The 20,827-nt window shown below is 45.3% G+C and carries 21 protein-coding genes; 19 read left to right on the forward strand and 2 right to left on the reverse strand.

The features are described from left to right. Positions 1 to 48: 48 nt before the first annotated feature. From MKY42_RS09180 to MKY42_RS09220, 9 genes are all read left to right on the forward strand, one after another. The gene (locus MKY42_RS09180) at positions 49 to 969 is read left to right on the forward strand and encodes an SDR family oxidoreductase (protein ID WP_339850567.1); all 921 of its coding nucleotides are present in this window, start codon (positions 49 to 51) and stop codon (positions 967 to 969) included. 40 nt (positions 970 to 1,009) lie between these two features. Then, a complete protein-coding gene (locus MKY42_RS09185) occupies positions 1,010 to 1,132 on the forward strand; it encodes a hypothetical protein (protein WP_256221955.1) in 123 nt (40 codons plus the stop codon). A 22-nt stretch (positions 1,133 to 1,154) separates the two neighbouring features. Next, positions 1,155 to 1,736, forward strand: coding sequence for a DJ-1/PfpI family protein (locus tag MKY42_RS09190; protein ID WP_339850571.1), 582 nt, complete (start codon positions 1,155 to 1,157; stop codon positions 1,734 to 1,736). Beyond that, a complete protein-coding gene (locus MKY42_RS09195; RefSeq protein ID WP_339850573.1) occupies positions 1,733 to 2,314 on the forward strand; it encodes a GNAT family N-acetyltransferase in 582 nt (193 codons plus the stop codon). Before MKY42_RS09190 ends, MKY42_RS09195 begins: the two co-directional genes overlap by 4 nt. Then, the gene (locus MKY42_RS09200) at positions 2,311 to 3,195 is read left to right on the forward strand and encodes a serine/threonine protein kinase (protein WP_090895062.1); all 885 of its coding nucleotides are present in this window, start codon (positions 2,311 to 2,313) and stop codon (positions 3,193 to 3,195) included. Before MKY42_RS09195 ends, MKY42_RS09200 begins: the two co-directional genes overlap by 4 nt. Before the next feature lie 287 nt (positions 3,196 to 3,482). Further along, a complete protein-coding gene (locus tag MKY42_RS09205; RefSeq protein WP_339850576.1) occupies positions 3,483 to 4,151 on the forward strand; it encodes a GNAT family N-acetyltransferase in 669 nt (222 codons plus the stop codon). Between the two features lie 237 nt (positions 4,152 to 4,388). Further along, on the forward strand, positions 4,389 to 4,775 hold the full coding sequence (locus tag MKY42_RS09210) for a hypothetical protein (RefSeq protein WP_339850578.1): 387 nt from the start codon (positions 4,389 to 4,391) through the stop codon (positions 4,773 to 4,775). A 32-nt stretch (positions 4,776 to 4,807) separates the two neighbouring features. Next, entirely contained in the window at positions 4,808 to 5,632 is an 825-nt protein-coding gene (murI, locus tag MKY42_RS09215) for a glutamate racemase (RefSeq protein WP_179265338.1), read from the forward strand. A gap of 32 nt (positions 5,633 to 5,664) precedes the next feature. Beyond that, on the forward strand, positions 5,665 to 6,216 hold the full coding sequence (locus MKY42_RS09220; protein WP_179265337.1) for a histidine phosphatase family protein: 552 nt from the start codon (positions 5,665 to 5,667) through the stop codon (positions 6,214 to 6,216). Between the two features lie 69 nt (positions 6,217 to 6,285). Here MKY42_RS09220 and MKY42_RS09225 read toward each other — a convergent pair whose 3' ends face one another. Both MKY42_RS09225 and coaA read right to left on the reverse strand, forming a co-directional pair. Then, positions 6,286 to 6,648, reverse strand: coding sequence for a DUF423 domain-containing protein (locus MKY42_RS09225; protein WP_109999507.1), 363 nt, complete (start codon positions 6,646 to 6,648; stop codon positions 6,286 to 6,288). A 58-nt stretch (positions 6,649 to 6,706) separates the two neighbouring features. Next, positions 6,707 to 7,636 (reverse strand): type I pantothenate kinase, encoded by a 930-nt coding sequence (gene coaA, locus MKY42_RS09230; protein WP_090895075.1) that lies wholly within the window; start codon positions 7,634 to 7,636, stop codon positions 6,707 to 6,709. A 193-nt stretch (positions 7,637 to 7,829) separates the two neighbouring features. On the opposite strand from coaA, the gene MKY42_RS09235 reads away from it, so the two are divergent. The 10 genes from MKY42_RS09235 to MKY42_RS09280 all read left to right on the forward strand — a co-directional run bounded on the left by MKY42_RS09235 (position 7,830) and on the right by MKY42_RS09280 (position 20,826). Beyond that, positions 7,830 to 8,615 (forward strand): DUF3891 family protein, encoded by a 786-nt coding sequence (locus MKY42_RS09235; RefSeq protein ID WP_090895077.1) that lies wholly within the window; start codon positions 7,830 to 7,832, stop codon positions 8,613 to 8,615. 356 nt (positions 8,616 to 8,971) lie between these two features. Next, the gene (locus MKY42_RS09240) at positions 8,972 to 9,481 is read left to right on the forward strand and encodes an 8-oxo-dGTP diphosphatase (RefSeq protein WP_090895079.1); all 510 of its coding nucleotides are present in this window, start codon (positions 8,972 to 8,974) and stop codon (positions 9,479 to 9,481) included. A 29-nt stretch (positions 9,482 to 9,510) separates the two neighbouring features. Further along, entirely contained in the window at positions 9,511 to 9,879 is a 369-nt protein-coding gene (locus MKY42_RS09245) for a nuclear transport factor 2 family protein (protein WP_339850583.1), read from the forward strand. 170 nt (positions 9,880 to 10,049) lie between these two features. Continuing rightward, the gene (locus MKY42_RS09250; RefSeq protein ID WP_143067006.1) at positions 10,050 to 10,304 is read left to right on the forward strand and encodes a hypothetical protein; all 255 of its coding nucleotides are present in this window, start codon (positions 10,050 to 10,052) and stop codon (positions 10,302 to 10,304) included. 173 nt (positions 10,305 to 10,477) lie between these two features. Continuing rightward, positions 10,478 to 10,990 (forward strand): GNAT family N-acetyltransferase, encoded by a 513-nt coding sequence (locus MKY42_RS09255; protein ID WP_177185652.1) that lies wholly within the window; start codon positions 10,478 to 10,480, stop codon positions 10,988 to 10,990. Beyond that, positions 10,987 to 11,349 carry a cupin gene (locus tag MKY42_RS09260; RefSeq protein ID WP_339850587.1) on the forward strand — a complete coding sequence of 121 codons (363 nt, stop codon included), beginning with the start codon at positions 10,987 to 10,989 and terminating at the stop codon, positions 11,347 to 11,349. Before MKY42_RS09255 ends, MKY42_RS09260 begins: the two co-directional genes overlap by 4 nt. A 144-nt stretch (positions 11,350 to 11,493) precedes the next feature. After that, entirely contained in the window at positions 11,494 to 11,955 is a 462-nt protein-coding gene (locus MKY42_RS09265) for an NUDIX domain-containing protein (protein ID WP_339850589.1), read from the forward strand. A gap of 367 nt (positions 11,956 to 12,322) precedes the next feature. Then, positions 12,323 to 13,597 carry an S-layer homology domain-containing protein gene (locus MKY42_RS09270; RefSeq protein ID WP_339850591.1) on the forward strand — a complete coding sequence of 425 codons (1,275 nt, stop codon included), beginning with the start codon at positions 12,323 to 12,325 and terminating at the stop codon, positions 13,595 to 13,597. 150 nt (positions 13,598 to 13,747) lie between these two features. Further along, positions 13,748 to 17,275 carry a DUF5704 domain-containing protein gene (locus MKY42_RS09275; protein ID WP_339850593.1) on the forward strand — a complete coding sequence of 1,176 codons (3,528 nt, stop codon included), beginning with the start codon at positions 13,748 to 13,750 and terminating at the stop codon, positions 17,273 to 17,275. Between the two features lie 677 nt (positions 17,276 to 17,952). After that, a complete protein-coding gene (locus MKY42_RS09280; protein WP_090895091.1) occupies positions 17,953 to 20,826 on the forward strand; it encodes a 2-oxoglutarate dehydrogenase E1 component in 2,874 nt (957 codons plus the stop codon). The last annotated feature ends 1 nt before the right edge of the window (position 20,827 follow it).

Below are 20,827 nucleotides of genomic sequence, written 5' to 3' on the forward strand. Positions count from 1 at the left end.
ACTAAATTACGAAATTCATGAAATCCACCTAGGGAAGAGGTGAAGCAGATGACAGAACAGAAGACACAGACAGAGAACGATCATATACGGGGCGAAACAGGTTCAACCGTAGGGAAATCGAAAGAGTTCGACCCAAACGCTCCCGTGGTGTTAATTACGGGTACATCAAGTGGATTCGGTATGCTTACGGCGATTACGCTGGCTAAACAAGGTTATCGTGTTGCTGCAACGATGCGTGATGTGAGTCGAAATACGGAATTGGCAAGGCTGGCGGAGCAAGCGGGTATCTTGGATCGGTTACAGGTTATTCGACTGGATGTGACGGATGCTGATTCGGTGCAGGAGGCTGTTCAGACGGTACTTCAAAACCATGGGCGGATCGATATGCTGGTGAACAATGCAGGGTTTGCGCTTGGCGGATTTATTGAGGAAGTATCCATGGAAGATTGGCGTCGGCAAATGGAAACGAATCTGTTCGGCTTGATTGCCGTTACACGTGCGGTCCTGCCTGTCATGCGTGCGCAAAAGCAGGGATTGATCATCAACTTGTCCAGCGTCAGCGGATTGTCTGGTTTTCCCGGGTATGCGCCGTATGCTGCATCCAAATTCGCCGTGGAAGGTTTCACGGAAAGTTTGCGTCATGAGATGTCTTCGTTCGGCGTCCGGGTTGTGCTCGTAGAGCCAGGTGCTTATCGTACACCCATATGGAATAAAGGGTTGGGTGAAATTCATAGAAGTGACCATTCTCCCTATAAAGATAAGCTCGATGCGGTTCTTCGTTATTCCCAGCATGCTGGAGAGACTGCACCTGACCCGCAGGAAGTGGCCGATCTGATTGCTCGCATTGCACGGATGCGTGCACCAAGGCTTCGTTACGCGCTGGGCAAAGGCTCGCGTTTGCTTATCATCGGCAAGCTGCTGCTTCCATGGAAATGGCTGGAGTGGATTATAGCTCGTGGACTGAAGTAGAGCAAAACGCACTCAACTAATATGCTGGGGGTAAAGAGCTATGCTCGAAATCATCGTCATTATTTTACTGCTATCCATTGTTGGCCTGCTCTTCCGTATCAACAGTAAACTAACGGAACGTGATTGGGTGAAAGAAGCCATGGAGCGGGATGCGTCCAAATAAAAAAACACTGGAGGGCTTTGATATGAAAATCGCTTTTGTTTTGTTTGATGGTTTGACTTTCCTTGATTTTGCAGGATTTTATGATGTGATCAATCGGTTGAATTTCTTTGAACAAACCAAAGGCACGACATGGGAAACATGTGCGATGACAGATCAGGTTACGGACGAATCAGGCCTAACGTTGAAGGTGGACCGGGTGAAGCCTAATTTGGCGGAATATGATCTCGTTTTTGTGCCTGGTGGCATGGGAACACGCAAGCTTCGATTCGATGAGGCTTTTGTGGGCTGGCTGAGACAGGCCGAGAATGTTCCGCTAAAGGTATCCGTGTGCACAGGCTCTCTGCTGATGGGGGCAGCTGGGTTTTTAACAGGTAAAAAAGCAACGACGCATCCCAATGTCTATGAATTGCTTGAACCATACGTTGCCGAGGTAATTCGAACCCGGATTGTGAAAGACGGAAATGTGATTACAGCCGGCGGGGTAGCGACGTCTATTGATCTTGGGGTCTATGTTGTAGGTTTGCTTGCAGGCCAGGAAGCAGCAGAACATGTGAAGCTCCAGATCGATTATCCTTATGACATGCAGGGAGTGATTGAAGAATGAAGGGAGATCGGAAGGAGAACGTGTTCATCCTTCGCAACATGCGCAGAGATGAGGCAGAGAAATATTGGCCTTTGCGGCTGGAAGCGCTGAAAAATCATCCGGAAGCCTTCGGGGCTTCATTTGAAATGTCCATTCAGCTTCCCATGAGTGAAGTGCAGGAACGCATACATACCGAACCCGATGATTACATTCTGGGTGCATATACAGAAGAAGGCATCCTCGCAGGAACGATGGGGTTCAAAAGAGAACAGGGAATAAAGCTGAGGCACAAAGGATACATCTGGGGAGTTTATGTCTCACCGTCTTATCGTGGATGTGGACTTGCTTCCCGCATGCTCCGCGAAGTGTTGGATCGGGGAAGGGAATTGGAAGGCATAGAGCAAATTAATCTCAGTGTGGTTACCACAAACGAGTCAGCAAGGCGATTGTATGAGCAGTATGGATTTGAAACCTATGGCATTGAGCGTAATGCGCTGTTCGTTCAGGGAAAAGGTTACGATGAAGCGCATATGACGTACTTTTATACTGATTGTTTGAATGAGAGCAATGAGCATGTTGAACAAGGTGGTGACATATGACGGACACGGTTCAGCTTGAACTTGACGGCATTTCTTTTGAGTTAAAAGAACCTCATTCATTCGAGTGGATCGCGCGTCTGGGTACCGTATTTCGTGTGTTTGATCAGCAGGATTCCGGCAATTTGTCCTTTGGTGTTCTGGGTCAGGACGGAATGCGAAAATTCGTAAAATATGCTGGAGCACGCACGATACATGCGAACAGTTTAAGTGCACCTGCCGAAGCGATTCATTATTTGAAATCATCCGTTTCCATATACGAAGATTTGGCTCATGACACATTGATTCATTTAAAAGAACATTTTGCAACGGAACATGGCTATGCCTGTGTATTCGATTGGGTGGAAGGAGAATGTCTGCATTCCCATTGGGATTTTCCACCACCAGCCAAGTATGAGGACCCTCGTTCCCCCTATTTTCGATTCAGACAGCTTCCGGTAAAGACACGTATTCAGGCGATGGAGCGTATTTTGGATTTTCACATCGAAGTGCAACGGAGAGGGTATGTGGCTGTTGATTTTTACGATGGCAGTCTAATCTATGATTTTGACAAACAAACGATGAAAATATGTGATATTGATTTGTATCGAAAGGGTTCTTTCACGAATACGATGGGACGGATGTGGGGATCATCCCGGTTTATGTCTCCTGAGGAATTTGAGTTGGGTGCACCAATGGATGGAGTCACGAATGTGTTCAACTTAGGAGCGATGGCTTTCTCCCTGCTGGGTGGAGAGTTGGATCGTTCATATACCAGATGGGATGCTGGAGAAGCATTGTATCAAGTGGTTATTCGTGCGATAGACCCTGAGCGAGCGAGTCGCTATGCGTCGGTTGCTGAATTGAGTGATGCATGGAAAACAGCCGTGCTGCAGGATAATTAAGCGATATTGGATCATTGTCTGGATCTTAAAATCCTCTCGTATATTACACATACGCAATTGTGCACATTGCATTCGTATCTGCACGGGATATACCGTATTTCGTATCTGCACGGGATATACCGTATAATGGAAATTAATGAGGGGGTATAGCCAATGTGCAAATATACGATTTCAGGATTAATAACTGATTTTCTGAAGCAGGATGACGCTGGAAAAAGAAGTGTAGGCGAACCATTATTGCAGAGGTTCATTCCGTAATTATGAAACCTATTTCAAACCTATCACCCATGGATATGATGAAAATTCAGGCAGAGACATTGTATACGATGGACAATCAGAAGCGTCTGTTAAGCATTAATGAACCGGATGGTGGGCAGGCTCCAGCCTTATTTATTGGGATAACCTCTGTCGGGCAATGCTCCTATTATCATCATCAGCTGCCGTTCACTCTGATTGAGGAACTGGGCTGTGACGCTGAGCTTTCGCTCGATGTTGCGAAGCTGATTCGGAGAGTGGAGACGTTTAAGCCAGTGAAGAGTGTATGGATGGGCCCGGCATACACATTTCCCGAGACGTGTGGCGAATGGAATCCAAATGTTCAGCTTATAGAGAGTCATCGTACTTTTCTTCTGGAAGAGCATTTTCCTGATTTAATAGAGCATCTGCATGGAAAAATGCCCGTTGCCGCTTATGTCATTGAGGATTCGGCTGTCGCTGTATGTTGTTCAGCCCGTGTATCCCAACAGGGTGCTGAGGCGAGTCTGTATACGGCGCCTAATTTCAGAGGACAGGGTTATGCAGCAGAGGCGGTAAAGTGCTGGCAGTATCATGTTAAAGAGAGCGGGCGCATTCCAATCTATAGTACATCATGGGATAATATAGCTTCACAGGCTGTTGCCCGGAAGCTGGGACTAATCCAGTTTGGTGTGGATTTCAGCATCACGACTTCGTCATAAAAAGATGGTTTCATTTATTCTGTTTATGTTAAATATAGAGTATCAATCCGCTGAGTTGGTTACCCGGAATTAAAGTTGGTGTTTTTGCAATGGTTAGGATTTTTGTACAAAAGAACCTGCAATAAGTCATTATAGCGCATATCAGTCTCTATCGGGATGAGTATAATTATAATCATAGCTTTATCGAGTTTACTGAGAATGCTATTCATAAGTTTGAGCGGGGACAGGAGTGATTCCATGATTCGCAAACGTATTGCAAGCGGCACGATGATGCTGTGTGCAGCATGGATGTTGGTAGCATGTTCGAATCAGACGGAAAGTCAGAACGTGAGCTGGAAGATTGATAGCAATCTTCAGCACATCGTGAACGAACCTGAGATTCTGACCAGCAGTAATCCAGGTGATTATATTGCTGCTAATACAGAGGCGTATGCTCAGATTCTGGATACGGGTGAAGAGGGACTGAACGTCCTGATTCAGCAGTTGGACTTAAGTTCGAATGATGGGCTTAAGGAATGGCTTATGGCTCAGGCAAGTACGGAGCTGCTCGGAGAGCGTAATCCCGTGGAACACTGGCAAAGTGGCAAAGACTGGCTCAGACAGTATAAAATGAAGGTAGAATAACATAGCTCACCTCCCAGTCATCATGAGCAGGAATGAGAGGTTCCAGGAACCTGAAAGAATACGTTATAGAGGTGAAATCCTTGAAGAAGAAAATTGCATTTTTTGACTCGGGAATCGGTGGTTTAACCGTCTTGCATAAGGCTTTGCATCAATTCCCTGAAGAAGCATTTCTGTATTATGCCGATACGCTGCATGTTCCTTATGGGACCAAGTCCGCCGATGAGGTTAGAGGACATATCTTCAATTGTGTGGAGGCGATTGTTCAGGAAAATGTGAAAGCGATCGTAATTGCCTGCAATACAGCGACCAGTCTGACCGTGAAGGATTTGCGTGCCAAATATGATATCCCCGTTATCGGGATGGAGCCCGCTGTGAAACCAGCTGTGGAAATGAATCGACGAAGCGGTAAGAGAGTGCTTGTATTTGCTACAGCCCTGACCTTGAGTCAAACAAAATATCATGAATTGGTATCCCGTGTGGATGATCACCACAGTGTCGATTCCATTCCATTACCTGAACTTGTGGAGTGGTGTGAGCAGCTGGACTTTGATCCACAGAAGATTGCGGCATATTTCCGCCTCAAACTGGCTGATTTTGATCTGGACTTATACGGTACAGTTGTGCTTGGCTGCACGCATTATCCGTTCTACACCTCAATTCTTCGTACGGTTCTGCCAGATCATATTCAGATTATTGATGGCAGTACGGGCACGGTTAACCGCTTGAAGCAGCTTCTTGGGCTAACAGAACAAAAGGGCGTGTGGACAGAAGAAAAGGTTACTTTTCTTAGTTCATCTGGCCGTCTGGAAGACCAGGAGAATATGCGAATTGCACTCCAATATCTGGAGAAGCATTGAAGGTAAGTTGAATCAACAGGAGGTGAGGGGCGATGCAGTCTATTTATCTCATCCGTCATGCCAAAGCTACAGGGCAAGAACCGGATGCCGAGCTTACGGATGAAGGACTTCGTCAGGCGGAAGAACTTGCTGAGATGTTGGCGGAGCACCCTATACAATACATTGTGTCGAGTCCGTGGAAAAGGGCACTTCAAACCGCAGCGCCACTGGGCAAAACCGTCCTGCAACATATACATACGGATGAACGTCTTCAAGAAAGGGTGCTTAGTACCCTTCATCTGGATAACTGGATGGATGTGCTTGAACGTACATACACGGACGAAGACTGGACAGAAGAAGGTGGTGAATCTTCACGTTTTGCGACAGCTCGGGGCCTTGAGGTGCTGGACGAGTTGTGGAGCAGGCCGGAGCATAGCGGGGCTGTGATTACACACGGCAATCTGTTATCTCTGCTCATTCGCAGTCATGATGCATCCTTTGGTTTCGAGGAGTGGAAAAATCTATCTAATCCTGATGTATATGTCATGGAAAAACAGCAGGGGGATAAAGTTACACACAGCATTCGCCGTATATGGCGAAGTTAAACATAAAGAGAGTGCTCCAGCGATTTTTGAGATCGACTAGAACACTCTTTTCAGTTTACGATGTTGGTTTTACAAAGCGGCAACGAATAACATGACCCAACCGGCCAAGAAAGCTACTCCGCCGAGGGGTGTGATCGCCCCCAGTTTTCGAACGCCAGTTACGCTTAGGACATATAGACTGCCCGAGAACAAGAGGATGCCGGCGAATAGCAACCATCCAGCCAGCAACACAAGAGATGGCTGCTCCAGTCGATCAGCGAGCAGTCCGAGCAGGATGATTCCGATTCCGTGAACAAGGTGATACTGAACGCCAGTCTCGTATATTTTGATCATGTCAGCAGACAATCTGCGTTTGAGCGCATGTGCACCGAATGCTCCAAGGGCAACAGCAAGAAACATCATGATACTTCCAAGTATAATCAAGGTCTGCATGTGGTCTTGTCTCCTTTTTAATGAGTATGAAGCAGAATGTTTCTGCTCATTATGAAGCTTACAGCTTACGCAATTGGATGCGCTGAATCGAATGGTCCGCTTCCTTTTTCAAAATCAGTCTGGCTCTTCCTTTGGTTGGCAGGATATTTTCGTGCAGGTTTTTGGCATTGATATCTTTCCAGATCTGACTTGCTGTAAGAACAGCCTCATCTTCTTCTAGATTGGCAAAACGACTGTGGAAAAAGGAATTCTCATTCTGAAACGCTGTATTACGCAGCAGCTTGAAACGCTCAATGTACCAGTGACGGATATGCTCCTCTTCCGCATCAATATAGATGGAGAAGTCAAAAAAATCGCTGACCAACAGTGGGGTTTCCTTTTTAACCTGGAGCACGTTAATTCCTTCAATAATGAGGATATCCGGCTGACAGATAGCCGTCTCCTCACCTGCAATAACGTCGTAGGCAAGATGGGAGTATACGGGAGCCATCACTTCGGGTTTGCCTGATTTGACATCACCCATGAATTGAATCAGGGACTTGATATCGTAGCTTTCCGGGAATCCCTTCCGGTTCATAATGCCTTTCTCTTGCAGCACGGCATTGGGATACAGGAAACCATCTGTTGTGACCAGATCCACCTTGGGATTTCCTTTGCCTCTGGCCAGAAGAGCCTGAAGCAGGCGGGCGGTTGTACTTTTGCCCACGGCAACACTGCCCCCAATACCGATAATGTAGGGAGCGTGATGTGCTTCTTTTTTTAAAAAAGATGCCGTTAAGCGATTCAGCTCTCGTGAAGCTCCTGCGTATAAGTCAATAAAGTGGGTAAGAGGTAAATAAATATCCTCAACTTCTTGAATGGATACCTCTTCATTTAATCCCTTTAGCTGTTCCAATTCCGCTGTCGTTAGTGGAAGAGTGGTCTGATATTTCTTCAAGTCAGCCCATTCCTTGCGGTTAAACTCGGTGTAAGGAGAGTATAAATTCATGAGATCCCGCTTTCTGTATGTAATGTTATGTTGGCACAATCATTAGTGTACCAAATTTCAGGGAACTGACAACACCTTTACATTGATGGCTCCTTAGTATATTCCCTGAAAGTTGAATGAAAAGCAACTTATAGGAAATTGTAAACCAAATTATGTTAAAGTCAACGTATACCATGCGGAAGGGTGACAGCAAATGATCGTATATGAGAGAGAGCATGATTTTGTTTTGACCGCACAGCATGAGCATGGACTAGTAGCCGGAGAAATGGCTTCCCATTGGAAAACGGAATTGTTAACTGATGAAGCGCATCGAGAAGATCTGATTCTTGCCGCAAAAGAGCATGATCGGGGATGGATTGAGTTGGATTCTGCTCCATTCTGGAATGATTATAGTCAGATACCGTATTCGTTTCGTGATTTTCCGCTACGTCCGCGATTTGTATTTTACCGTAAAGGTATTGAAGAGGTCCGTGAGAAAAACCTGTACGCCGGGTTGTTGTGCAGCATGATGTATACAGAATTGTTTCAAAACAATCTGGGTGCTAACGCCAATGATGATGAAGATATCAGGGAGTATCTAGACGATGAACAGGAACACCAGTTGCGTTGGGAACAGCAGCTTGGTGGCGGTGAGGCGTTGAAACTCAGGCTGAAAAGTGATGTGGAAATCATGCTTTTTTGTGATCAGCTCAGCCTTTTTCTCTGTATGGAGGAACCCGGAACACCTGCTGCACGTTATGATTTTTTCGCTGATGGACTCGGCTGTACCTTCGATGCCTGTTCAAGGGAACCCATTCATGCCGAGTGGCTTTCCAATGAGAAAGTAGGATTGTCTTTTGTGCCGTTTGATAAGGACTTTACGGTCGTTATGCCTTACAAATCGGTGCCAAAAGCAAGTATCCGCAAATTTGGTCTGCTGCAGGCTTATCGTCGTGCCGAGTGGAAAGAGCGCCGAGTGTTAATTACAGGCATGAGCTGAGGATCGCCTAATCGATATTCGGCTCAAAAACAAAACATTGCATACATCACAAAGAGGCGGGCCTCCGAAATTTCCGGTGTCCGTCTTTCGTATGCTTTTATATCCAAATTGACTTTGCAGAAGTTAGGAAAATTTAAGATGGATTTGGAATAGAGATTGAAGCAGGAAAATCTATCTACGTACCAGAAGTGTTAGTGTACAACGGAAATATATATGATGAATTCAACAATTCCACAAGAACGAAGAAGACAGAAAAAAACTAGGGATAAAAGGGGGGAAAGGCCTTCTGTTGTCGTAGTGAATATGTGTGGATTGCAAGGGATTAAGTTTTGTATAAGGCAACTGGGAGGATCAACATGGACACTAGAACTGAGATTTTAACGATGTGTATGGTATGGGACAAACGAAATGATCAGGTGCTATTAATGAATCGACCGAACCGAAAAGGATTTCCGGGATATATTGCTCCTGGAGGGAAAGTTGATTTTCCGGAAAGTATTGTGGATGGTGCCGTGCGAGAAGTTAAAGAGGAAACAGGACTTGTGGTAAAAGAAATTACATACAAAGGTCTTGATGAATTTTGTGACCCGGAGCAAGGATTACGTTATATGGTATTCAACTACGTGGCTACTTCTTATGAGGGGGAGCTTTTGAGCGAGCCACCGGAAGGTGAACTGTTGTGGGTGTCTCTAGGACAGGCGGTTGAGCTGCCCATGCAGGATTGGTTTGCAGAACGTTTCCCGCGATTTTTTCAAGCAGGAACGTTTGAACGAAGTGTAATCTGGGAGAAATCAACCGGACGTACACTGAAAGAGACGTTTATGGTGTATAGCGATTCGGTTCTTGAACAGAGTGAAGTCAAATAATTAAAAACGCTCAGGAGGCGGAAGAAATCATGGGATACCAGCATGCGCTTGAAGGATATATTGCAGCAACTAATACACATCAGTTTGATGAGGTAAGCAAATGGTTATCACCGGATGCTATATATTGGTTTACGGGAACGTCTTGCACTACCCTTAACGAAATTCGGGCTTATTTTGAAAACGCTTGGGAGACAGTCAAGGATGAGGTATATCGTGCAGAAGATGTCACGTGGATTACGACTGGCGAAGAGCAGGCAGTCTGTATTTATACCTATCACTGGAAAGGAATGTATCAAGGGGAGCTGGCTTCGGGAAAAGGTCGGGCTACCAATGTATTTGTTGCAGACCTCAATGGAGAATGGAAATTAATCCACGAGCATTTAAGTACGGGGGTTTAACGTGAGGAATAGGACGTTGCGTGTTTAGATCAGTTCACTTGAATAAAGCTAATAATTAAGGCTTCTATTTGAAGCATGCCTCATATTTTATCAGCCAATTATATATATTTATATCCAGATATTATGATATAATGAAGTTTACTTTTTTTAAAAGGAGATGACTTGCTATTATGGAGATTACATTTCGTGAATCGCTGGAGGGAATAGGTATCGACCAACTTAGCGGGAATTTTTTCGAAGGTTGGCCAAACCCTCCATCTACGCCTACATTTCTGAAATTACTGGAACAATCCTATGCTGTCGAACTGGCTGTTGATGAAGAAACGGGAGAACTTCAGTCATTCTATGAGAAACAGGGCATGCAAAAAGCCTCTGGCATGGTGATTCGTCATTATCAAAATCAGGCTGGAGCGGTAAATAGCTAATAGATTTGGTGAACTAGATGAATGAAATAAAGGATAAATATCGTTCCGCAGTAACCCGAGGTTATAAAAAGAGAAAAATATGAATTCAGACCCAAACATTTATATACGGAAGGTTGTTATATATTTGGTGACTAGCCATACATAGGCTTCTGCAAACGGGACGTTAAATGAATATGTACGAGGAAAAGGTGGAGATTGGTGTGAAATTGTCGTTCCGGATTTTGGACTGGGAAGAAGAAAAACCTTATGAACTTTTATTGATGGCTGATCCGTCCAAAGCCATAGTTGACGAATATCTGAGTCGCGGTGTTTGTTTTATCGCTGAATATGAAGGAGAAATGGTAGGAGAGTTTGTTTTGCTTAAGACGCGTCCAGAGACGGTAGAGATTGTTAATATTGCCGTACAGGAAGAGTTACAGGGACAGGGCGTTGGCAAACACATGATCAAGGAAGCGATAGAAGCAGCACGCAGGCTCGGTGGTCGAACGATAGAAATTGGGACAGGCAACTCAAGTTTTCATCAGTTGAAGCTGTATCAACGCTGTGGTTTTCGCATTATAGGGGTCGATCGGGATTTTTTTGTGAAACATTATGAAGAAGAGATTATAGAAGATGGTATTCGCTGCGTCGATATGATCCGTTTGGCTCTGGACCTAGATACCGTGGCAGAGGAGAACAAGAAGTGAAGATATATCGCCTCAAATCAAAGGACCGTCGCAGTATTACCGCTTATGGTAGTGAGGGAGCAGAGATTACGCCGATACTCCGAAGCACAACAGCCTGCCACGTAGCACAACTGAAACTGTCTGCAGGAGGAAGTGTAGGTTTGCATGCAGCTGTGGGTGAGCAGGTGTTTCTGGTGCTTGAAGGGGAAGGTTGGGTGGAAGGTGAGACAGGCGAACGGGTAGCTGTACGATCGGGAGAAGCTGCGTATTGGACCAACGGAGAGAATCACCAATCTGGCTCGGATATAGGGTTAACCGCATTGTTGATTGAGGGTGAAGAACTAATTGTTCGGTTATCGCTAGAGGCGGGAGACTTTTAGATAGGGGCTGATGATTTGAGTGTTTGGGTCATTGTTATTATTATTGGGGTGATTTTTACTCCATCGTTCTATCAGATGAATAAGCGTATTCGTAGATTGGAAGAGCAAGTTAGGCATCTCTCAGACGAGAGGAAGAACCTTTAAATGGATCGGTACACACACATAGGGGTATACGGTTTAGTCACTTGGGAGCAAAAATTCCTGTTAATACATAAGGCTAGAGGAGCCTATATGGGGAAATGGGATTTGCCTGGAGGAAGGTTGGAGTTTGGTGAGCAACCGGAGACCGCCCTACACCGTGAGATCGAGGAGGAGACGGGTCTTTCCAATCTACAATTGGTGATTCGTTCTGCGGAATCAAACGTATTGGTGTGGGTTTACGAAGGCGAGCCGGAAGAGCTGCACCATATTGGAATTCTGTACGATGTATATTTGACAAGCGAAAGTCGGCCTTATGAGATCAAAAGTGAACCGGATGGTGAAGATTCATTGGGCGCACAATGGTTTACTATGGAAGAGGCCGGAGCGTTATCGTTGACGCCATTTGCAGCGTATATGATTAGAAATAGTGGAGTGTTAGGGTTGTCAGGTAACAGTTTTGAATGAACAATTTTGATAGAAACCTATTTTGGTTTAATTTTAGGACTGGTCAAATGGAACAGAATCGTTTATTCTGTGATAGATAGATTACATTTTTTTCAATTGAATAGGACTGACACCTTAAAGCATAAGGCTATGAATCTGCGGATTCGTGGCCTTTTTTTGTGTTTTTAGGGGTGAATTGGGTCTTTGGAAGGGGAGGTTGCATGCCTTGTAGTGATGGGGATGGCTGAAAAATAATACCAATAGCCTAGATTTGCATGGTAGAATATTGATGATTATGACAAATTTAGGTTTTGGCTTGAAGAGTAGTACGAGTGCTGAAGAAGCAGAAGTTTGCCCCATACTAAGGTACATAGGAGAGTGAGTAGATTTGAAGAAGCAGATGAGATTAAACGGTAGGAAATCAAAAAGGAATGTGTTGATAGTCGGTATGTTGACGACGGTTTTGATAGGAGGAACGCTGCTGACTACTGGAACCGTCGGTCTGGTGTCTACTGTGGATGCTGCTACAAGCACGAATGGAGTGGGGACTACGGCTTCTGCACTTACGAAGTTCAAAGATATCAAAGGGCATTGGGCGCAAGCTACAATTGTTAAAGCCTATGATAAAAATCTAATTTCCGGCTACCAGGACGGTACGTTCCGCCCCAATGCCAAAATCACCCGTGGTGAGTATGCTACACTTCTCAGCCGTGCAACCAGCTTGGAAAAGGTACAAGGCGAGAATCCTTTTGCTGATCTCAAGGGACACTGGTCTGAATCAGCTGTGGCACAGTTGGTTGGGCAAGGCTTTATTAACGCTAATGATTATCCGAAAGGATTCAATCCCAATGCTGAGCTGACACGCTATGAGATGATGAAATGGATTGCAAACGGACTGATCAAATCGGGAACCAGTTTCCAGGATGCTTTTGACGATACCCAAAATACACTGCTACCTACCCCTGAAGTGAATCGGGGAACGATTCGTGCAGAGCAAATTCCTTATCTTGCACTTGTTCGCGGCACTGGCATTGTCGGCGGATTTGAGGATGGTTCCCTGAAGCCTGCTGATCCAACAACGCGAGCCGAAGTGTCTGCCATTTTGCTGCGTTATATGGATGTAGAAGGTACGGATGCAGGGAAGTACAGTGATCTGAATGAAATGCGTGAGGTAGGCACGACAGGGACGAATTTAACGACTGTTTCAAACTATAAATATATCAAAGGTAGCTTTGCAGATATCGTTAACACCGATTACACATTGAAAAACAATGTTGGTGTTGTAAAATACCACAGATTTATTGTAGTGGATACAAGAGGAAGTAAGCCGAAGGGTCTGTATGCTTCGCTGTTTATCAATAAACTAGCAAAGCACGAAACAGATAGATTTGTGACTTTTACTGAAATGACATTCACATCAAAAAATGAAAATGCTGATTTAATGACTTTATATCGTTCAAATGAAAATATAGCATTGCCTATCCAAAGTCTAGTGGACCCAACCTTTGGTAAAGATAGAGGCTTTACAACAATTTCTCATGACACCAGTGTTCCTTTTAAAAAAAATTCACCACTGAGATTCTGGTCTTCGCATACCTTGGATAAAAAGGGAGGATATCTGATTAAAAATGATGCTGGAATTAAAGTTCAAATTTATAACTAGTGGTTGCTATAGTTGGATTCTAGAATGAAGAAAATTAAGGGAATAAATATAATTATCTTATCGCTAACATTTATTTTCGTGACAATCCTTGATTTATCTTTTTCAGCAAAGTTTGCATACGCTCTGAGTGATCCCTATGGTCCAAAATCGATGAAGGGCCCCGCTGTGACAGTGGATGCTCTCAAAACTGAAGGAACTCCAGGTGTTTATTGGTATCAACTGGATTCGGGAGAATTTCGAGCTGATTACAATGGAACTTATAAAATTGTCGCTAATGGTGGAACTGACTCAGACGCTTATCCAGTTAAAACCCCAATTCCAGATAGTGTAGATATGAGTCGTTGGCCTGCGGAGAGTTGGAATCCTTATAGGGGAGTGGCAATTGAACCTGAGATGGTCACTGACATAAAACTTAAACCCACACCAGAAGGAGTTAAATATCAGGATTCAAGAAGTTACGAAGGTATTGGTCATCCAAATGTAACAAGTATAAATAATGCAGATATAAATACTTATACGGGAAAAGGATATGCCTATACAAAGCGTGAACAATTCGGAACTCGACCTGGAAATAAACCAAAGTTTTCAGTTGTGTACTACACGCCAGTGGATATTTTCTGGGAAGGGAAGATCCATGAAGAAAAGGAAATTGACGTAACCCCAGATTCCACCCTAACGGTTGGAGAAACTAAACAGATGGTAGCCAAAGTTAAAACGAAAAACTATGGAGCTACTCAATTTAGTGAAGGCATCGACGTAAGTCGACGCGAGGCTGAGACCACCTGGTGGTCATCCGATCCGAGTATTGTAAGTATTGAACCCAAAACCGGAATGGTGAAGGCTGAAAAGCCGGGTACTGCTTTTGTACGTGCAATCTGGAACAACGGTACATATCTCATCTCGGATACGGCTGACATTACAGTTACGTCCGAACCAGGACTCATTGTGAACCTGCCAAACGCCTGTAAAGCTGACACAGCTACACCGCTGCAAGCGAAAGCTATCCTGACCAAGTCAGACCTTTCTGTTCATGAGCTTACCGCTCATCCCAAATTGACCTGGCAAAGCTCCAATCAAGCGGTAGCAACCATAGGTGCCGATGGGAAAATGACGATTAAAGGTATTGTCGGCAGCACCACTATCACTGCGCGATTTGTGGACACTGCCCAGCAGTTGGATGAGCAAGGAACGCAGGTGTTAGATGTAAAGGATTGCACAGGCAACGGAGGAGACGGGGGAACTGATCCAGGTAACGGCGGTGTTGTGGGTTGCCCCGTGACCATCAGTCCCCCTAATAAAGGAACGTTGATCGAATCTTCTGCTATGGACCCCTCCGTGCGGGGCGTGCTTAAGGCTGATGATCGGGGATCTGAGAAGTTTGATGTCACTCGAGGCATCCCGACTTCTGAAGATCTCTATGCAAATGTCATGGCTAAAGGATATTTGTTCCAGCACCGTTGGGTGAACATGACGGGTACAGTCACTTATACGGTCAACGTAAAAAAGAATTATCACAAAACGTGGACGATTCCGGGCAGAGCCTCGACAGGACCGAATGATCCAGGCACACCTGCACAACCTAAGGAGCTAGACGTTCCAGTGGAAAAACCAATGCAGGTTATCCGGCAATATAGTTATTGGCAGATTGAGAATTTGGAAGTCTATCAGCTCAATCAAGCTACGATATCCAATTATGCACTTGGTGGCTACGGTGGTACAGTAACGCTGACTCCAAACGGATATACACCGCCGACCTTACAATCGGCTAATGATGATGCCGTTACCGCACATGTGAAACCAGCACCTTGCAAGGCAATCGACCTTGGCACTGAGACAAAGCCAGGCGGTGACAGCGAGCCGCCTACACCTGAGGAGACGTCATTATTCCAATCCAAAGCAGAGGCCGAGGTCAAAGAGAATACTGTAAATAATGACAAGGTAGTGTTTAACGGTACCACTGTGATGGATCCAGCTCCGATGGATAAGACTGCTCCTCGACCTGGGACTATCCCTCAACCTGGTATGTTCGGCGACAACGTGCTGTACCAGAATCGTTTAACTATTCAAAATACACTGGTCAACAAGGCGGATCAACCGACAACAGGAGAGATCGCATATGGCTTGATTCCTGGCAACATTAAAGGAGGTCAGGATCAGAAGTTTTCTATTCAAGGCATCAATTCTGTCACGGTGCACACGCCTGTTGTTAACTACGCCTCAGTGTCTGATGATCAGCTGCATAACCAGAAAACAGTACCTGATCCGACCAGTTCGGCACTTATTCTGGAACGACCGTTTATCGTGCGCATCCCTACCGCAGGGCAGCATCTGGACGCAAACAGTTACCCGGGTTATGGCAATAGGGACTATGCCAAGTATTTTCGTATCAAGCAGATTCGTTTCCCCTTTGACGTCTATAACGCCGATAGGAGTCAGTTTATTCCAGCCAAGACCTGGGTGGACATTCCGGTCAATCAACTGGATACCGTTTTCTATCTTCCAGTATGGGTGGATGAAGGACATTACCGAATTGAATTTCGCAATATTGCAGAAAATGCTCCGTCGACATTCACCGAACAGCAGGATGCCAACACGAATCTGACCCATCATGTTGCGGCAGATACGGTTCCGGTGGAGGTTATTGGACGATTGTATGATTTTCACGTTACGGATATCGCTGATTATAATTGGGAGAACGTGTTCCGCAGGCAGCTTGGGAGTTCGGAACCGACAGGAGTGAGCTACTGGACAGGACTTAACAGTATTGATGGTGATCCGCGAGGGAATCTGGCACCATTCGTGTTACCTGTTCGCCCAGGCAGTCATCCAGTGCAGGGTTTCAGTAATATTGCGGTGAAAACGGGTTACCATATCAAGTTTGACCTGAAAACAAAAGGCAATATGTTTGGCAAACAGGATGGTGTTCGAATTACTCCAACATTCTACTTTGTGAGCAAAGACGGCTCTTCCAGACAAGAAGTTGATCTATACTACCACCGCGGTCAAGAGCGACTTATTCGGATAGGATCAGCGCAGGATTTGGAGAAAAGGTTTGTTGTCCTGAACTCGAGGTTGCGTAACGTACCCGGTACGGAATTGGGGGATACGGCGCGTTATCAGTATACGTATGAACTGACTGCCGATGAACGCAATCAGAGTTCGCTCGCTGATTATATGGTTACGCTTGTAGATCAAACCTCTCACCAGAAAACGTGGGTAGGCCGCTATGATTGGATGATTCTGCCCGCTTCCATTCGTACACTGATTGGACCCAAGACAGACATTCCTTCGGGTGTTAGTGTAGACCGAGCGAATGCGGCGATCCAACGTTGGTACGGAGAATACAGCCTGCCTGCGGATGTATACACTGTGCCAAAGGGAACCAATCTTGAATCGCTCGCCAGACAAAATCAACTGGATGAAAAGGCTTCTGTATTTCTGAAGGACGGATATATCGTGGTCAACTTTAATATCGAGACACTTCGAGATGGGAATACAGAAGCTCCACACCTGCAATACATTTATGCTCCACTGATGAATCAGTGGCAGATGGAAGGTTTCAACATTAGCCCAGTAAACAGTCAAGGCCGAACTTGGCCTTTGAAGGATGGCGATGTGGTCTTTTACCACGCAGATCAGTCCAGCCGGAGCGATTTCCAGTCTCAGGTGCCACATTAAAAATAAAAAGACTGTCAGCCTAAATAAACCAATTCAAAAAGAAGCCGCCCGGATGCTTTTACGCATTACAGGCGGCTTTTGGTGTATAACATTGAATTGCAAGAAACACCCATTTTTTTGTTGAATACCAAGCCAAATGGTTAATATTTATCTTGACGGTTTGTTTTTGCACAATATGGACCACAATTCTAAATAAGGAGGCTAAAAATCGGGAGAAAACTGAAAGTATGTAGAAACCATCGTAGGACAAGCGATTAACAACATAACGCCATACAATCAGAGCACATTTGTGGGTTGGAAATGTTCCAATTATTCGATTCATCTAATTTATGCATCAATTGAACTAAAAATAGGAAATGCTCCTGAGCGTAAAAGTTTATAGAATAGATATTAGAACACGGACTTCACTTGGAAAAGTTGAGGAAGGTGTAACCCTCGAACGGATCAGGACAGTATTCGACATCTGTGCGACGGTATATACAATCATCAGTTTACTATGATTTTGAAAACGCAGACAAACCTTGACGGGAGCGTCGGAACAACGTTACTACCACCAACAGCACGATTATTGGACTTCATGAAAAATTTAGCTTAAAATGTTGAACGAACGCAAATTACGGCTTAGTCAATGATTTCCGTCAAAAACTTATGACTAAATCAAGACGGAGGGAACGTCGATGACGATCGAGGAAGGCAACAAGAAACCCTGGGAAAGTTACTATGGCCCGAATATGGGATACGTACAGGAACAATATGAATTATACTCCCAAGACCCGGGTGCAGTTACACCGGCTTATCGGGAATTATTTGAACAATGGGGTGCACCGCCGATGTCTGGCAGGGATGCACATACAGCCTCGTATTCTGGCAATGCCCAAAAGGCTTCCGGAAGCGTGGATATTCAACTATTACAGAAAGCGGTTACAGCAGGGAAACTGGTAATGAATATTCGTACCTATGGTCACCTTGCGGCCGACATTGATCCTCTAGGAATCAGTGAAGATTCAGATACTTCTTTGCTTGAACCGAAGCATTTTGAATTGAATGAAGAAGATTTGAAAGCTCTGCCAGCTTCCCTGATCTGGGAAGGTGCAGATGGACAGACGGTAACAGGATTGGATGCCATCCAGCGCCTGCGGCAAATATATACGGGTCCTATCGCTTATGAATTCAGCCATGTGCATGAAGTTCATGAGCGGGAGTGGCTGAACCGCCGTGCAGAATCTCGTACTTCGCCGGCACCGCTTAATCCAGAGGAGCGTAAAGCTTTGCTGGAACGTTTGGTAGAAGTGGAGCAATTTGAAGATTTCCTCCACAAAACATTTGTTGGGCAAAAACGTTTTTCCATTGAAGGTAACGATGTGTTAGTCCCTATGCTGGATGAAGCAGTCCGAATTATGGCACACGCTGGTTCAAGTCATATTCTGATGGGAATGGCTCACCGTGGTCGGTTGAACGTACTTGCTCATGTACTGGGCAAGCCGTATAGCAAAATTTTCTCTGAATTTCATCATTCTCCGAACAAGGATTTGGTTCCTTCCGAAGGGTCAACAGGAATCAATTACGGTTGGACGGGGGATGTCAAATATCATCTGGGCGCAAACCGTTATGTAAAAGACGGCGAAACAGTACAAGCGCGTCTTACACTTGCCAATAACCCGAGTCACCTGGAATATGTAAACCCGGTTGTACAGGGCTTTGCACGTGCAGCACAGGATGACCGCCGTGATCCGGGATATCCGAAGCAGGATGTAACCAAAGCGGCAACCATCTTGATGCATGGTGATGCGGCTTTCCCTGGGGAAGGAATTGTAGCAGAAACGCTCAATTTCAAAGCATTGCCTGGTTACCAAAATGGCGGAACAATTCATATTATCGTGAACAACCGTCTTGGATTCACTACAGACAGCGGTGATTCACGCTCAACGTATTATGCGAGTGACCTTGCCAAAGGATATGAAATTCCGATTGTGCATGTCAATGCAGACAATCCTGATGCATGTATCGCAGCTATTCGTATGGCAGCAGAATATCGTAACCTGTTCAAAAAGGACTTCCTGATTGACCTGATTGGTTACCGTCGTTATGGTCATAACGAAACGGATGATCCGGAAACAACTCAGCCGACGGTGTATGACAAAGTAAAAGCTCATCCAACGGTTAGCCACTTGTACCAGGATCATCTGAAAGAGGAATCGGTAATCGACGATGCTTCCATCAACAGCATTCGTGAGGCTGTGACGAACCGCTTAAAAGAAGCATACGAGCAGATGAAGAACAATGAAGTACATGAATATTACCAACGTCAAATTAATGAGCCTGAAGCCGTTTCGATTATTCCAACAGCGGTACCATTGGAAAATCTGCGGGCAATTAATGCAGACTTGCTGAAATGGCCAGAGAATTTTAATGTGTATCCGAAGTTACAGCGCATTTTGCAGCGCAGAAGCACATCTCTGAACGAAGGTGAGAAGGTAGACTGGAGTCTTGCAGAGACGCTTGCGTTTGCTACTATTCTTGCGGATGGCAAACCGATCCGGATCAGCGGGCAGGATGCAGAGCGTGCAACGTTTGCCCATCGGAATCTGGTGTTGCATGACTCCGAGAATGGTGCGAAATTCTGCCCGCTGCATCATCTGCCACAGGCAAGAGCATCCTTTGCAATCTACAACAGTCCATTATCTGAGGAGTCGGTTGTTGGTTTCGAATACGGCTATAACGTCTACTCTCCAGATACGCTTGTAATCTGGGAAGCTCAATTCGGAGATTTTGCCAACTGTGCACAGGTTATTTTTGACCAGTTCGTATCTGCCGGCCGTGCCAAATGGTCACAAAAATCCAGTCTGGTCATGCTGCTTCCGCATGCGAACGAAGGTCAGGGACCTGAGCATACAAGTGCTCGTCTGGAACGTTTCCTGCAGCTTTGTGCAGAAGACAATATGACCGTTGCGAACTTGACAAGCGCATCCCAATATTTCCATCTGCTGCGTCGTCAGGCTTCATTGACTGAAACAGAAGATGCTCGTCCGCTCGTTATGATGTCGCCGAAAAGTCTCATTCGTAATCCTCGCGTCGCTTCACCTGCAACAGAGTTCAGCGAAGGCAAGTTTGAGCCTGTGCTGGAGCAAGCAGGATTGGGCACGAAACCGGATCGCGTAGAGCGTATCATCTTGTGCAGTGGTAAAATCGCCATCGATCTGGAAGATGCTTTTGAGAAGGATAAAGCAGATTGGTCTTGGCTTCACATTATTCGTGTCGAACAGCTGTATCCGTTCCCGGCGGAAGAAATCAAGCGTGTGCTTGCACGTTTCAGCAAGCTGAAAGAGCTGGTGTGGGTACAGGAAGAAAACAAAAACATGGGTGCCTGGACATACATGGAGCCTCGTCTTCGTGAAATCGCGCCAGAAGGAATAACCGTTAAATACGAAGGTCGCCCGGAACATGCGAGTCCTTCCAGCGGTTATCAACTTGTGCATGGCATGGAGCAGCAACAGATCATTACATCCGCATTGAAGCAAACGACGAAGAATAATATTCCACTGGGGAGGTAAC

This window comes from Paenibacillus sp. FSL W7-1088, assembly GCF_037969855.1.
Lineage (GTDB): Bacteria > Bacillota > Bacilli > Paenibacillales > Paenibacillaceae > Paenibacillus.

Excerpts from the sequence above, each read along its gene's own strand:
- MKY42_RS09180 (WP_339850567.1), top strand. The coding sequence starts at position 49 with ATGACAGAACAGAAGACACAGACAGAGAACGATCATATACGGGGCGAA.
- MKY42_RS09185 (WP_256221955.1), top strand. The coding sequence starts at position 1,010 with ATGCTCGAAATCATCGTCATTATTTTACTGCTATCCATTGTTGGCCTG.
- MKY42_RS09190 (WP_339850571.1), top strand. The coding sequence starts at position 1,155 with ATGAAAATCGCTTTTGTTTTGTTTGATGGTTTGACTTTCCTTGATTTT.
- MKY42_RS09195 (WP_339850573.1), top strand. The coding sequence starts at position 1,733 with ATGAAGGGAGATCGGAAGGAGAACGTGTTCATCCTTCGCAACATGCGC.
- MKY42_RS09200 (WP_090895062.1), top strand. The coding sequence starts at position 2,311 with ATGACGGACACGGTTCAGCTTGAACTTGACGGCATTTCTTTTGAGTTA.
- MKY42_RS09205 (WP_339850576.1), top strand. The coding sequence starts at position 3,483 with ATGGATATGATGAAAATTCAGGCAGAGACATTGTATACGATGGACAAT.
- MKY42_RS09210 (WP_339850578.1), top strand. The coding sequence starts at position 4,389 with ATGATTCGCAAACGTATTGCAAGCGGCACGATGATGCTGTGTGCAGCA.
- murI (WP_179265338.1), top strand. The coding sequence starts at position 4,808 with ATGAGAGGTTCCAGGAACCTGAAAGAATACGTTATAGAGGTGAAATCC.
- MKY42_RS09220 (WP_179265337.1), top strand. The coding sequence starts at position 5,665 with ATGCAGTCTATTTATCTCATCCGTCATGCCAAAGCTACAGGGCAAGAA.
- MKY42_RS09225 (WP_109999507.1), bottom strand. The coding sequence starts at position 6,648 with ATGCAGACCTTGATTATACTTGGAAGTATCATGATGTTTCTTGCTGTT.
- coaA (WP_090895075.1), bottom strand. The coding sequence starts at position 7,636 with ATGAATTTATACTCTCCTTACACCGAGTTTAACCGCAAGGAATGGGCT.
- MKY42_RS09235 (WP_090895077.1), top strand. The coding sequence starts at position 7,830 with ATGATCGTATATGAGAGAGAGCATGATTTTGTTTTGACCGCACAGCAT.
- MKY42_RS09240 (WP_090895079.1), top strand. The coding sequence starts at position 8,972 with ATGGACACTAGAACTGAGATTTTAACGATGTGTATGGTATGGGACAAA.
- MKY42_RS09245 (WP_339850583.1), top strand. The coding sequence starts at position 9,511 with ATGGGATACCAGCATGCGCTTGAAGGATATATTGCAGCAACTAATACA.
- MKY42_RS09250 (WP_143067006.1), top strand. The coding sequence starts at position 10,050 with ATGGAGATTACATTTCGTGAATCGCTGGAGGGAATAGGTATCGACCAA.
- MKY42_RS09255 (WP_177185652.1), top strand. The coding sequence starts at position 10,478 with ATGTACGAGGAAAAGGTGGAGATTGGTGTGAAATTGTCGTTCCGGATT.
- MKY42_RS09265 (WP_339850589.1), top strand. The coding sequence starts at position 11,494 with ATGGATCGGTACACACACATAGGGGTATACGGTTTAGTCACTTGGGAG.
- MKY42_RS09275 (WP_339850593.1), top strand. The coding sequence starts at position 13,748 with ATGAAGGGCCCCGCTGTGACAGTGGATGCTCTCAAAACTGAAGGAACT.
- MKY42_RS09280 (WP_090895091.1), top strand. The coding sequence starts at position 17,953 with ATGACGATCGAGGAAGGCAACAAGAAACCCTGGGAAAGTTACTATGGC.